Source organism: Shewanella sp. SR44-4, from assembly GCF_014163715.1.
Lineage (GTDB): Bacteria > Pseudomonadota > Gammaproteobacteria > Enterobacterales > Shewanellaceae > Shewanella.
On the sequence record NZ_JACJDU010000003.1, the window covers coordinates 75,405 to 89,490 of the forward strand.

The following is a 14,086-nucleotide window of genomic DNA, read 5'->3' on the forward strand; positions in this document are numbered from 1 at the left end:
GAAAAGCCTAATCAATAGTAATCCGTTGCAGATACACGTAAAATCGGCCTGTAAAATTAATAACCAACGACATAAAATAGCGAAAATATCATGAATAGAAAAATCGAATTATTGGCACCCGGTGGAGATGTCGATGCGATCAAAGCTGCGATTATAGCCGGTGCAAATGCCGTTTATTGTGGCCTAGATACCTTCAACGCCCGTAACCGAGCGGCCAACCTGTCATTCGATGACTTAATTGGTGTTATCGCGCTTGCTCACCAATATCAGTGTGAAGTGTTTCTCACCATGAACATCGTTATTTTAGAAAACGAAGTTCCGACATTGGTTAAATTGCTCAATCAGTTAGTGAATACGGGTATCGACGGCATTATCGTCCAGGATTTAGGCCTGTTTAATCTAGTCACTAAGCATTTTCCAAGCCTAGCAATTCACGCTTCTACCCAGCTGACAACTCATAACGAAGGTCAAATTGGCTTCTTAGCCAAAATCGGTGCCACTCGTGTCAATTTATCTCGCGAGCTGAACCTTGGCGAAATTAAAAGCCTTACCACCCTCGCCCACGACCACGAAGTGCTTACCGAAGTATTTGTTCACGGCGCATTATGTATTGCCTTCTCGGGTCAATGTTATTCAAGCTCAGTCAGTGTTGGTAATTCTGGCAACCGTGGCCGCTGCAGCCAGGCATGTCGTGATGAATACGAAGTCACAGCAGCCGGTAACAAGTTTCCGCTTAACTTAAAAGACAACTCAGCTTACTTTGATTTACCAGAATTGGTTGATGCCGGCGTCGACTCGCTCAAAATTGAAGGCCGCATTAAAGGTGCACAATATGTCCATACCGTGGTGGACAGCTGGCGCAAACAGATCGACAAATTTATCGAAACAGGCAAGCTATTAGCCGATGACTCGAACTTACATAAAGTGTTCAACCGTGATTTTACCAACTCGTTTTTAAAGGGTAACCTCACCAAAGACATGTTTATCGACAATCCACGCGATAACAGCTTTAAACATGCTAACGACAAAAGTAACGCGATATCAGTGGTTCAAATTCAAGAAGCCCAACAAACACTGTCGTCAGAAAAAGACGCCATTGTGCAATTGGTTGCCGAAAAAATTAATCACCTGAGCATTGCCAAGCCTACGCTAGCACTGGCATTTTCTGGTCAAGTCAATCAACCATTGTCGATCACTGTGACCACGCCAGATCAACACTTTGTGATCGAATCATCTATCTCTCTAACTCAAGCAACAGAATCACGGGTTGATGAAGCCGCAATTGAAAAACGCTTTAAAAGCTTAAAAGGCAGTGGTTACTTGTTACAAGCGTTTAATTATGACGGTTTGCAGACTGATTTAAGCCTGCCGTTTAGTCAGTTAACTCAGCTTAAAAACCAACTGTTATTACAGCTAACACAAAGAGAATACATAGGCGCAGTAACCTTACCCAAGTTACCTAAACATCCTAAAGTGACCGACACACCGACATTGTCTTTGCTTATTAGTGATGAAAAAGATGTTAATTTGTGTGATGTTACCGATGCCGATATTTACTTTAAGCTGCCAGAAAGCTTTAAGAAAAACGACAACAAGTACATCGATATCTTTTTACGTAATCCAAGGTTAATCCCGTGGTTTCCGGCTGTGCTTATCGGCAAAGATTACATCGAAGCGGTAAGAGTGTTAGAAGTAGTAAAGCCTAAGCGTATTGTCACAAATAATACTGGCGTTGCGTTTAAAGCCTATGAAATGGACATCGAGTGGATTGCGGGGCCGTTTTTAAACACCACTAACTCGTATGCCTTGCTAACATTACAAGAGCAATTGAATTGTGCTGGTGCGTTTATTTCGAACGAGATCAATCGTAACCAAATTAAAAACATCGCCAGACCAGAAAACTTCAAACTGCTTTACAGCATCTATCACCCTATTTTGATGATGACCAGCAGACAATGCTTTTTCCAACAAACGGTAGGCTGTAATAAGCCCAGCATTGAAGACGGTTGCATGCTCAAGTGTGAAAAAGCCACTACCATCACTAATGTGAAAGGTATTTCGTTTGCAGTAGACAAACAAAAAGGCGGTTACCCGAGCATCTATAACCACGAGCAGTTTTTAAACATCGAAGCCGTTGAAGATCTATCACACTTATTTGATGAGTTCTTTATCGACCTCACCAACATAGGATCTGGCTCAAAAGCGGAAATCGATAAAACTCAGCTGGTTGCCCACTTCGAAAACGTCCTTAAAGGCGTCACCGAATCTAAAGTAGAGCTAAATCAACTGGTGACCATTTCTACTAACGCCCAGTATCAGCAAGGTTTGTAATAAAATTTGTTAATGACTCAATCAATAGAATATGTAAATGGTTAACTCAATAACCTCAACTCGGGATAGAGATGAGAATATAGTTACTCTGTATTGATTGTCCATCATAGAAACAACAAGGGTCGCATTAATGCGACCCTTGTTGTTTCTGAAGTGATCAACGGTTAATTCCGACTGTAACACTTTTTATCGACATTAATTTCAAGCTAACATATTGGCAAGCTATCTCGCGAAAAACCTCTAGCAACCTTCTAAAAGTGGCTACTTTGATGTGTTAACCACTGCAACGACAACAACCACCGACCACCTGTAATACCAATATATAAACCTACCTTACCAATATTCATCTCTAAATCTGACTCTGTAAAACCAGTATTCATCGTATATAAGCCTTATATCGACCGCATCAAGTGAAGAATCTCTGTTTTAAACGCGATAGTCACAAGCCAGAGTATGACTGCATTGTAGAATAATGACTGACAAGTAACTCTCATCAACATAAAGATTAGCGCGATTAATTTTGGTAAGACAAATAAAATAATTTGGTAATGATCAATTGCAATTGTTGGTAACGTGTTATATAAATGTATCTGTTGATTAAAACAACAACATTGGTAATACCAAATCAAACAATTTCTTTGGGGGGAATTATGAAGTTGAATAAAATAAGCGCCATGTTCAGTGGCGCAAAAAACAAAGCCAACAATATAACCATTTTTGGCGCGACTTTAACAGCCATGTTAACGATGCCAGCATTTGCAGCAGAACCTGTAGCACAAACTGAAGCGGAAAAAGTTAATACAAGTGAAATTGAAGTTATAGCCGTTCGAGGTATATTTGGCAGCTTAAAAGCCGCTAACTTACTTAAACGTACTGACGAACGTATTGTCGATGTTATCGTTGCTGAAGATATTGGTAAATTACCTGACAACAACATTGCCGAAGCATTGCAACGCATAACAGGTGTTTCTATTGAATCTGATTTTGGTGTCGGTGAATCTGTCACTATCCGTGGTGTATCAGAAAACCTTATTCTGCTCAATGGCCGCTCAACAGCAGGCCCAGGACGTGGCGGTATTAGTTTAGATGACTTCCCTGCGAGTTTCTTAAAAACAGTTGAAGTGATTAAATCTCCAACGCCTGAAATGATTGAAGGTGCTTTAGGTGGCACAGTTAACATGCAGACAGTACGCCCATTAGAACTTAGTGAGCCGCTAATTGCGATTACCCTCGACGGTGAATACGCAGACAAAACTGAAAATGTTGCACCTAACTTTACCGCCGCAATCGGTAATAGCTGGGATTTAGGTGATGCCGGTACCTTCGGTGCTGCAGCTAACGTATCGTACCAAGACCGTGAATTACGTCGTGACGAGTATTTTAACAAGGTTGATTTACAAGACGATATCGATTTAGACGGTGATGGCACTGTTGATGTATCTGGTGGGCCTAACGGAAAATACCTTCGTAGAACAGAAAGTACAGTAGAACAAAAAACAGAACAACGTGAACGTACAGCATTTGGTTTATCACTACAGTGGGCGCCAACCAGCGAAGATCTTAATTTCTACGTTGACATGAACTCGACAAAACTGGATGGCGGCCAAGCGGCTTATTCAATTCTCGATGTTGGTGGTTCCGTAGTGCCAAGAAGTGATTCCTACTACGATGGTAATGGACAACTGCAAAATTACGACCTAAGTGGCGTATTGGTTATTCCTAAAACCTGGAGTGACTTTACAACATCAGAAACAACTTCTCATGCTATTGGTGGTGAGTGGAATATTACTGATAACATCGAAATCTCAGGCGAATATTCAATCTCGAAATCAGAAGAACGTCAAACAGCTTCTGAATTTAACTTACGTCCAATTGAACGCACAGACCCTACCCTTGATTTAGTGACACATACCAGCACAGCAAGCATGACTAATGGTAGTGGCATTCCATCTTATGTCTTTGAAGACACAGGTATGTTAACTAATCCAGACAACTTGGTATTCCGTGAGTTTTACCACAAAACATTAGACACAGATAACGAAGAACAAGCATTACGCTTTGACTTTAAAATCCATGATGTAGGTGTAGATTTTATCTCTGCAATAAAAACGGGCGTTCGTTTTACCGATAGAGATTACAGTTCAAATCGCTTTGATCTTAAACCTAACGGAACCACGCTTAAAGATGCTTATAAAAAAGCTAAAAACGCAGACGGTTTATACAGCCCAACCTGGATTGATAATCCCATTATCAGCGACAGCTTTACCACTATCAATGCCAGTAACTCGTTCGACCAAACCGGTATTGCGGGTCAAAACGACTTACTAACATACAACGTGTATGACGCTGAAAAGCTGCAAGATGCTCAAGCAACCTATTTGTTAGCCCAACAAATGCTAGCCGGCACCACTTATGCAATGAACGGTACTTTAGCTGACAATATGGTTGAAGACACTGGCGCATATAAATTCATCAACGAAAAGACTCGTGCTATCTATGCACAGTTTCATTTAGATTTTGATGACATTACTGCTGTGGTTGGTGGGCGTTATATTCAAACAGAATTAGAATCAAGCATTGTCGATTCTGTAGACAGTAACGGTAACAAAATCCTCAATACTGGTAGTAACGATTATTCAGACTTTTTACCTAGCTTGAATGTCACTTATACTTTATCAGAAGAAACCTTAATGCGTTTTGCGGCTGCTAAAGTGATGCGCCGTGCTGATTTTGATGAGTTAAGTCCTGCATTATCAATCGATAACTCTTTAGTTACCGGTACTCAAGGTTCGTACCAGTTAGAACCGTATCGTGTTACTCAATATGACCTTTCTGTAGAACATTACTTCGGCGACGGTGGTTTACTTTCTGCGGCGATTTTCTATAAAGACGTTAACTCGTTCACCCAAACCGACAGCAGCTGTTTAGCTGACTCAAGCACGATAAGCGGACAAAATACCACGCAGTGGAACAATATTTGTTTACTTAACACCGCTGGTCAAAGCCAAGGTGACATTGTTAATGCGACTCAAGATCAAGGTTTAGCATATGTTGATGCTCAAAAAGCCGCAGGTCGCACGGGTATCGTCATCGACACTGATGTGAATGGTGGTAACGGTGAAGTCAGAGGTTTGGAGTTAGGTTACCAGCAACAGTTCAGCTTTTTACCCGGCATTTGGGCAGGTTTAGGTGTTAACGCAAACTATACCTATGCAGATAGTGAACAACCCGATGGCAATCCATTACTGAATATTTCTAAGCACACCGCTAACACTCAAGTTTACTGGGAAGGTGAAGAAGTTCAGTTACGTTTAGCCTACAACTGGCGTGACCGTTATTTAGACGACCAAAGCACCAAGCGTGTACAAACTGTTGGCGCTTTAGGTTATAACGTTTTCAACCAGAATGACCCTTCTGCTGATAACTACGACCCTACCGTGGGTAACAGCTACCGAGAAGATAGAGGCCAACTTGATTTTTCAGTTAGCTGGGATATCAACGAAAACTTCACTGTTGTAGCCAATGCGGTAAACCTAACGGGTGAACCAATTGTTTATACTACTGAGCTAGATTCAATCTGGGCTTACAGTGAAGCAGACCGTCGCTACACTCTTGGTGTTAGAGCTAAGTTTTAATCAACTGATGTCTTAAAGTAGAGCCTATCAAATTGATAGGCTCTACTATTAACGACAACAATATTATTGACCGTCACTAAAACGATATTAGAGCGTTAAATGGATCTGACACTAGCAGCGGCTTAACGCGGTACGTATGTGCAGGGTCATATAAACGATTTATTAGTTGATAAAAATGTCGAATTACAAACAGCGATACCTTGCTACCACACCATCATTAATTCTAGTTTTAGTTAACAACCAACAACGCCATCCTTACCAATCACATTTTTGGTATAACCTTGGCAAGATAATTGGTTGACAATAATCTTAGTATTACTTACAATTTTGTAATACCACTTGATAACCAATTCAAGCAAGAGTAAGCATCATTGTTACCGATATTTTCAGTCCGGCAATATTAAATGATAAATAATGAGTCGTTTTGAAGAGTAAACAGGAATACACCATTTGAAAGGACATTAACCCACTCAATTGGCTTATAGCAATCCTGAACTCAAGATGGCTCTTTATACAAATTACATAGCGCACTGGCACATTCGGTGAGCTGAATAAAATTGAAATACGCATTTACCAATATATTTAGGAGTTAGACATGACAAAACCAGTCATCGGTTTTATCGGCCTTGGCCTTATGGGCGGCAACATGGTTGAGAACTTACAAAACAGAGGTTACCAGCTAAATGTAATGGACCTTAATAAAGAAGCGGTTGCTACATGTGTTGCTCGCGGTGCAAAAACCGTAACGACAGCAAAAGAACTTGCTGCATCTAGCGACATCGTTATGCTGTGCTTAACCACATCTGCCGTAGTTGAAAAACTGGTTTATGGTGACGATGGTATTCTAGCGGGCATTAAAGAAGGTTCTGTACTGGTTGATTTTGGTACATCAATTCCTTCATCTACGCGTAAAATTGGTGCAGACCTTGCAGCAAAAGGCGCAGGTATGATTGATGCCCCACTCGGCCGTACTCCTGCTCACGCTAAAGACGGTTTACTCAACATCATGGCAGCTGGCGATCTTGAGACCTTTAATAAGGTTAAGCCAGTATTAGACGAGCAAGGCGAAAACGTATTCCATTTAGGTGCATTAGGCGCAGGTCACACGACTAAGCTAATCAACAACTTTATGGGTATGACTACCGTTTGTGCTATGTCTCAAGCCTTTGCTGTTGCAGATCTTGCTGGTGTTGACCGTGCGCAACTGTTCGACATCATGTCAGCGGGTCCATCTAACTCACCGTTCATGAAATTCTGTAAAAACTATGCAGTAGACGGTGTAAGCGATTTAGGCTTCTCTATTGCTAACGCTAACAAAGATCTTGGCTACTTCTTAAAAATGGTAGAAGACTTAGGCACAGAATCTAAAATTGCTGAAGGTTCATCTGCTAATCTACAAGCTGCATTTGACGCGGGTTTAGGTAACGGCAATGTACCTGAGATATTTGACTACTTTGTAAAATTAGCTAAGTAATTCATAAAGCTGAGTGAATAAAACCTTTTCATCTGTGACGATTGCAGATGAAAAGGTCTATCTCAAAACTAAAGCCGAAACTTAAACTAAAGCCAAAACTAAAACTAAAACTATCATTAAGACTCTACATTGCACTTCGCTACACAACCTTTCACTGCAGCACTTTTAACTGCAGCACTTTTAACTTCACCACTCTTCACTACACTTCTGCTCATTAAAAAAGTCACTCTGTATAAAGTCACTCGGTATAAGTGTTATTACCGCTGCCAATACTGCTGCCAATGCCCGCTACGATTACCGCTAACGTCTACAGTATCGATTTCAATACTCATCAACGCTTCGACTTTATGTTCCGTGTAACACCAATGCATGCTGGTTAAACATAATATAATCGCAGACTTCAATATCCATGAGTGCATCAAAACACCAACTGATTTGCCGGACGATTACAGCCATCACTTCTTCTGTATTGATATTATTTAACAATGGATCAGGACCATTGCCTCTCTCGAGTCATATATGTCGACAACGGTTGTTTCAAATCACACTCAGATTAAGTCACCATTTTATTATTATCACTAGTGGTCAATACTAGCTGGTTGCTTTGAATAAAATGTTGTCGAAATATGTTGCCAAATCCACACTTATGTAGCGGTAGATTAAACTCACGATATTGTTTTTACGTTAAACAGATAAGGGTAATCTAACAAAAAACCGAGCGCCACAGCCGGGTTCGGAGCGATAGTCAATGCTTCCGTTCATTGCTTCAACAAGCTCCTTACAAAGGGCTAAGCCTAAACCCGTGCCTCCTTTCACTTTAGAGCTGCTTGCATCTGCTTGCGAAAACTTTGCAAATATTTTGCTCTTAAAATCTTCAGGGATTCCGGCTCCTTGGTCTTGTACAGCAATTTCAATTTCATCAGAAGTGACAGTCGCAGACAATATTACACTCCCCGATTCGGGAGAAAATTTAACCGCATTGGATAGAAAATTAGTCAGAATTTGTAACAGACGATGCTCATCAACATATACAAACAACTCATCTATTTGCTTATCTACATGTAACGCCAAAGTAATTTTATGCAGGTCGGCGTATGGTTGATGATCATTGATAGCTCTTTGTAAAAGTGGAACTACATTTAATCGTTTCATTTCAAACAACATTTTACCAGCAGCCAGTTTTTCAATATCTAATAAGTCATTGATCAAACGACTAAGTTGCTTGCAGTTACTGCTCGCAATCTCAACCAACTTCTCCGCTTTTGTAGGTAGTGTGACCAACTTACCAGACTGCAATAAACTTAATGCGCCATAAATTGATGTTAACGGAGTGCGAAGCTCATGACTCACGGTTGAAATGAATTCATCTTTAATTTTCTGTAATGTCATCCGCTCGGTAATATCTTGCATAGAACCTATCATTATCTTATCCGGATTCTGATCTTCGGCAACCAGCTGTCCTAATTCATGTACCCAGCGAACATCCCCATTAGGGCGGATGATTCGGTAAACTTCGTTAACAATACCTGTCGAACGAGTCTGCTGCTCATTTTTAAGTACTTTATCGATATCGTCAGGATGAACAGCATTTTTAAACAATGTAGAACTCGGCACCACATCTTCAGCGTTAAACCCAAAAATTTGATAAATAATAGGTGACCACCAAAATGTTCCATGCTCAAGCGATGCATGCCAATAACCAATTTTGGCTTGCTCACTCGCTAAATCAAGGCTTTGCTGAGTAACATTCAGCTGAAGATTGAGATCCTCAAGTTTGAGATAGTATTCTTTAGTTTGGGTAATATCGTGAATATAGCCATGCCATAACGTACTACCATCTGGCATCCTTTCCGGTGTTGCTCTGCCTAATAACCATATTATCGATTTGTCATCCCGGTAAACACGATATTCCTGTTCCCATATAGTCAGTTGTTGGCTAGAGACTTCAATACTCTGAACAACTGCAGGAACATCTTCAGGATAAATTGTAGAAAATGCATTGGAAGCATCTGTTAGAACATCTTCCGGTTTAACACCATAAATATCTTCGATTCCAGAGCTAGCATATGGGAATGCGCTACGTCCGTCTGGCCACACCTGATACTGATAAACCACACCCGGAAGCTGCTGTGTCAGTTTGTACAATTGGTCTTGCAGTTTTTTTTCTTTGCTAACATCCATAACAAAACCGTCAAGGTGTTGAACGACACCGTTGCTGTCATATTCAGCAGCGCCGCGTTCTTCTACCCATATAACAGATCCATTTTTATGCAAAAGACGGCAATTTAATACCCAACTAGAATGACTAAGCACAGCTTTTTCGATGACTTCAAATACCAATGCCCTGTCATCAGGATGAACCATACTAACAATACTGCGCTGACCGTTATTGATAAAATCGCTGGCAGGATAGCCTGTAAGTGCATAAATATGTTCACTCATATACAGCATGGTCCAATGTTCATCATGCAGACATCGGTAAGTCATTCCCGGTATATTGGCAACCAAGGTCTTAAACTGATCTCGGCTTTGTAATAATGCTAAGTTACTATTATTTTCTTTGGTGATATCAGCATGTGTGCCATACATCATCAATGGCTTACCATCTGCGGTATAAGAAACGACTTTGCCTCGATCATGCGCCCATACAAAATGACCATCTTTGTGCTTCATTCTGCATTTAACGTCATAAAATGGAATTAAGCCATTGAGGTGATCATCTAAAGCTGCATCTGAATAGTCCAGGTCATCGGGATGTATCATGGATAACCAAGTATCAATGGTAATGGGTTCTAGCTCGGCAAGCGTATAACCGATAATCTCAGCCCAACGTTCGTTGCAATGGGTTTCACCCGTTTGAATATTCCATTGCCAAGTACCGATCCTCGTTCCGTCAAGCACCGACCTGTACATTTGCTCGCTTGCCACTAATTGCTCATGTGCTTGATCTTGTAATCTATCAATAATTTCTTGTTCAATACTTTTAGCAAAACCGTATGCAATATCTCGTTCTTTGTCAGTGAACTGGCGAGGTTTGCTATCAATAAAGCAAAGTGTGCCAATTTTTTCACCATTACACACTAAAGGCACACCGGCATAAAATCGAATAAACGGCGCAGATACAACTAATGGATTGTCAGCAAACCGACTATCAAGCTGAGCATCAGCAACTTCAAAAATACCATCGCCTAAAATGGTATGGCCACAAAATGAAATATCTCTGCTTGTCGCGCATGCATCTAAACCTTGTTTCGACTTAAACCATTGGCGATTGGAGTCTACCAATGAAATAAGCACAATTTCCGTGCCTAAACAAAGTTGAGCTAAATGCGTTAAACGATCAAAACGTTCTTCTGGGCCCGTATCTAACAGCCCAGTATTATTTAGCGCGGTAAGTCTTTCTGTCTCGGAAATAGGAAATACAGGAGTTTGCATAAGTTACTCTTGATTGTGGATTTCTTGAGAGATTAAGCTAGCTTGATAAATAGATTCTAACCTATCACCTAGACTCATAGCATCGAAGGGTTTTTCAATCACAGCAACGGCACCAACATCCAAATATTCTTGTTTTTCAGACTCCTGAATCCTCGCGGTCATAAAAACAGCTGGAATGTTTAAACAATTTGGTTTTTTACGAATTTCAATCAGCGTTTGTATACCATCCATACCCGGCATCATGGCGTCTAACAATATTAAATCTGGTGCGAAAGCCTCCACTTGGCTAATGGCCTCATGTCCGCCATCACAAGCCAACAGGGTAAATCCAGATATATCAACGAGAGCCATTTCAACAATGATTCGAATCGACTCATCATCCTCTACGTGTAAAATTTTATCTAATTGCATGCCGACTCCAGTTTGATTGGCGTAAACCCCAAATATGTCGAATTATATCGACTAATATTGCATTATAATTTTTGTTGAAGCAAACTAAGCTATTGATTAACAATAAATCCTAACTTTTTATGATGATAGGACATCCATTGAAACTCAATAATACAGTAAACTGCTGTTATCTTTTCTATAGTGTACTTAGAAAGTCATCATGTTCCGAGAGTCATACATATGAAATCTACTAAAATTACTGCTCAGCAGCAGCCCTTTGATGAAATGAATAAACATGACATTAATAATTTTAGATCAGAATATGATAATAGGGAGCTAGAAAGTTTACTTAAGCCTTTTGGTGGTAATGAAAAGTTTTATCGGCGTTTACTAAAGGTTTTTGAAGCAAATCTGGATCAGCAACTGAATAATCTAGAACAGATGATCTTGCAAAACAACACCAATGAGATATTGGTCATTGTTCATACCCTTAAAGGGACTTCTGGGACAGCTGGCTTAACATCAATCTATCAAGCCTTATGTGCCTGGGAGATAAAACTCAAGGACGCGAATAGTTCAAATGCTTTTGAGATACTTTGTGTCGAACTGGCGCCCCAGTTACATTCAGTGACACAAGCTGAACTGTCAAAAATCCATGCTTTATTAGCAGAAAAAGACGTTGAAACACAACACCCAACAGTTGATTATTCAATCCCAGAGCTCACCGCGATGCTCGCAGAACTGAAACAACACCTAGAAAATAACAATCTAGAAGCGGTGAATATCATCCTAAATCTGCAAAATATGTTGGCAAATAATTTATTGGTTAAGCATGAATTAGCAGTGCTATATGATGCAGTAGAAATATTAGATTTCGACAATGCACTTGTTGCATTATCTTCATTATCCAACAAGTTGTAATAGCCATTTAGCCGTTACTTGGTGTAAAAGCAGATTTATCTTTGATGCCACTAGGCAAATATTAAACAAAAAGTGTTATTCCACTAATATACCATCCTGCACAAAGGGTCCCATTGCTACTAAATAAGTGACTACTAAATAAGTGACTACTAAATAAGTGGCTACTAAATAAGTTGCGGCCAAATATATACCTTGGCAACTTTTAGTCAGCCCACTATCGACGTATAATGTCCGCGAACTCTTTAAACGTTAGGCATTAATGAAAAATAACATAGAGATAGTCGATCTGCTGCGTGAACGCATTCCGTCATTTGAATGTAAGCCAGGTTGTCACGATTGTTGTGGTCCAGTAACCACATCTTCTGAAGAAATGGCACGCCTCCCCTTTAAAACTAACGCCCAACATGAAGCCGCATTAAAAGAGTGGAACTGCGTATACTTAGGTCCAAATGGTTGCGAGGTTTATGAAGAGCGCCCATTGATATGTCGTGTTTTTGGCACAACACCACGTATGCCTTGCCCTGAGCACCGTCGACCGGAAGTGATGATTGACACAAAAACTGAGGCGCAGATCCATCACTATATCGCCAACACCCGCCAAGTATTAGTTTGACATTTGATCTGTAGTAAATACTGCAGTGATAGAACCTGCCAGAACAGATAATATTTATGTCTGGTAAGGCGGCATAGGAATACCAGTCAATGCATTAACAAGGCATGCCAACGACACACGCACAATGATTATGCTGATATAAAGGCATTTTCGTATTCACGAAAATGCCAGCATAAGACTAAATGTTAGATGAGCTTAAAACTCACCATTCGCGACAGTACCATTTGTCACTTCAATATCTTGTAAATCAGCATGTAAAAAGAAAGGACTTTCTACATCATCAAGTGTATTTTTTACATCTGGATCATCGTACTGTGCAACACAGGTGTAACCCAGACTATAATTACCCGCTACCACAAAACCAAACTCATAGCCTTGGCCTATCACTTGATTGTTTTGATCTAAAATAGCGTTAACTCTTGCAGAAGCAATAGGCGCAGCGTCTGGAGCAACGACGGCATCAATATTAAAATCAGCCATATTTTCTAATAGCGCAGTATCTTGATATAAATAAACCGCATGGCTAAATGCACTTCCGCCAGCGGCAACTTCACATTGAGTCATCATGTCAGCAGGAATACTTCCCTCAATCGCACCAACTTCAGAAATGTTATGTAACTGCACCGACGTAGGTTTTAAAGTCCAGTAGTCTTTATTGCCATGGGGGTCTTGTAATCCACTAGACAGATCAAACTCAGCAACAAAGCTATTTGTGCCTGCTGCAATCGTAAATGCCTTATTAAAAAATAGCCGTCCAGTATCGGTATCCGTTGCACCGACTCCGCCACATGAACCATTACTGTTGGTCGTTAAACCAAATAAATTATCGTCATTGGTTATGACATATGAACTGTCCGCATTCGGGGTTTCACTTCTTTGCATATAAATACACATTTGGTATTCACCAACAGGAATACTTTGCCCACTCACAAGTGTGTCAACTGCTTGCCCTTGAAATTCAAGTAAATTAACTTGTTTCAAAGCACCATCATCTGACACATCAAACGAAATACTCCCCGAGTCATTTTTTAACACAACTTGTTTAAAAACGATCGTCACGTCTTTTGCATCACTTGGGTTATCTGATACACCTAAACTAAATACCCCCATTTGAGGAGAGTCTGTTTTATCGTCACTCCCCCCACAAGCTACCAGTAAAGTCGATATCGAGACGGCAAGTAACGTATTAAGCTTTTTCATAATAAACCTCATTAATCGTGCATTTTTTACTGTTTGTTTTACAACTGTAAAAAGTATTGATCACTAAATAAATCATGTTCGATTTTT

10 protein-coding genes are annotated in these 14,086 nt (G+C 40.3%); 5 read left to right on the forward strand and 5 right to left on the reverse strand.

All coding sequences use genetic code 11. The features are described from left to right. Window positions 1-90: 90 nt before the first annotated feature. On the forward strand, window positions 91-2,331 hold the full coding sequence (locus tag H5125_RS02575) for a peptidase U32 family protein (RefSeq protein ID WP_162023181.1): 2,241 nt from the start codon (window positions 91-93) through the stop codon (window positions 2,329-2,331). A 251-nt stretch (window positions 2,332-2,582) separates the two neighbouring features. Here the strand turns inward: H5125_RS02575 and H5125_RS22120 are convergent, their stop codons facing one another. After that, window positions 2,583-2,711: a hypothetical protein gene (locus H5125_RS22120; RefSeq protein WP_259395380.1), complete on the reverse strand. Its 129-nt coding sequence runs from the start codon at window positions 2,709-2,711 to the stop codon at window positions 2,583-2,585. Between the two features lie 270 nt (window positions 2,712-2,981). Between H5125_RS22120 and H5125_RS02580 the strand changes: the two genes are divergently transcribed. Both H5125_RS02580 and H5125_RS02585 read left to right on the forward strand, forming a co-directional pair. After that, on the forward strand, window positions 2,982-5,966 hold the full coding sequence (locus tag H5125_RS02580; RefSeq protein ID WP_182743459.1) for a TonB-dependent receptor: 2,985 nt from the start codon (window positions 2,982-2,984) through the stop codon (window positions 5,964-5,966). 595 nt (window positions 5,967-6,561) lie between these two features. Next, window positions 6,562-7,440: an NAD(P)-dependent oxidoreductase gene (locus H5125_RS02585; RefSeq protein WP_101087147.1), complete on the forward strand. Its 879-nt coding sequence runs from the start codon at window positions 6,562-6,564 to the stop codon at window positions 7,438-7,440. A 257-nt stretch (window positions 7,441-7,697) separates the two neighbouring features. Here H5125_RS02585 and H5125_RS02590 read toward each other — a convergent pair whose 3' ends face one another. From H5125_RS02590 to H5125_RS02600, 3 genes are all read right to left on the reverse strand, one after another. Continuing rightward, the gene (locus tag H5125_RS02590; protein WP_182743460.1) at window positions 7,698-7,859 is read right to left on the reverse strand and encodes a hypothetical protein; all 162 of its coding nucleotides are present in this window, start codon (window positions 7,857-7,859) and stop codon (window positions 7,698-7,700) included. Window positions 7,860-8,124: 265 nt separating this feature from the next. Continuing rightward, on the reverse strand, window positions 8,125-10,875 hold the full coding sequence (locus tag H5125_RS02595) for a PAS domain-containing protein (RefSeq protein ID WP_182743461.1): 2,751 nt from the start codon (window positions 10,873-10,875) through the stop codon (window positions 8,125-8,127). A gap of 3 nt (window positions 10,876-10,878) precedes the next feature. Then, a complete protein-coding gene (locus H5125_RS02600) occupies window positions 10,879-11,286 on the reverse strand; it encodes a response regulator (RefSeq protein ID WP_182743462.1) in 408 nt (135 codons plus the stop codon). A 219-nt stretch (window positions 11,287-11,505) separates the two neighbouring features. On the opposite strand from H5125_RS02600, the gene H5125_RS02605 reads away from it, so the two are divergent. Both H5125_RS02605 and H5125_RS02610 read left to right on the forward strand, forming a co-directional pair. Continuing rightward, the gene (locus tag H5125_RS02605; RefSeq protein WP_182743463.1) at window positions 11,506-12,186 is read left to right on the forward strand and encodes an Hpt domain-containing protein; all 681 of its coding nucleotides are present in this window, start codon (window positions 11,506-11,508) and stop codon (window positions 12,184-12,186) included. A gap of 259 nt (window positions 12,187-12,445) precedes the next feature. Further along, complete coding sequence (locus tag H5125_RS02610; protein ID WP_101031310.1) at window positions 12,446-12,799, forward strand: YkgJ family cysteine cluster protein; 354 nt, start codon at window positions 12,446-12,448, stop codon at window positions 12,797-12,799. A 195-nt stretch (window positions 12,800-12,994) separates the two neighbouring features. On the opposite strand, the gene H5125_RS02615 is transcribed toward H5125_RS02610, so the two are convergent. Next, on the reverse strand, window positions 12,995-13,999 hold the full coding sequence (locus H5125_RS02615) for a DUF4382 domain-containing protein (RefSeq protein WP_182743464.1): 1,005 nt from the start codon (window positions 13,997-13,999) through the stop codon (window positions 12,995-12,997). Window positions 14,000-14,086: the final 87 nt, after the last annotated feature.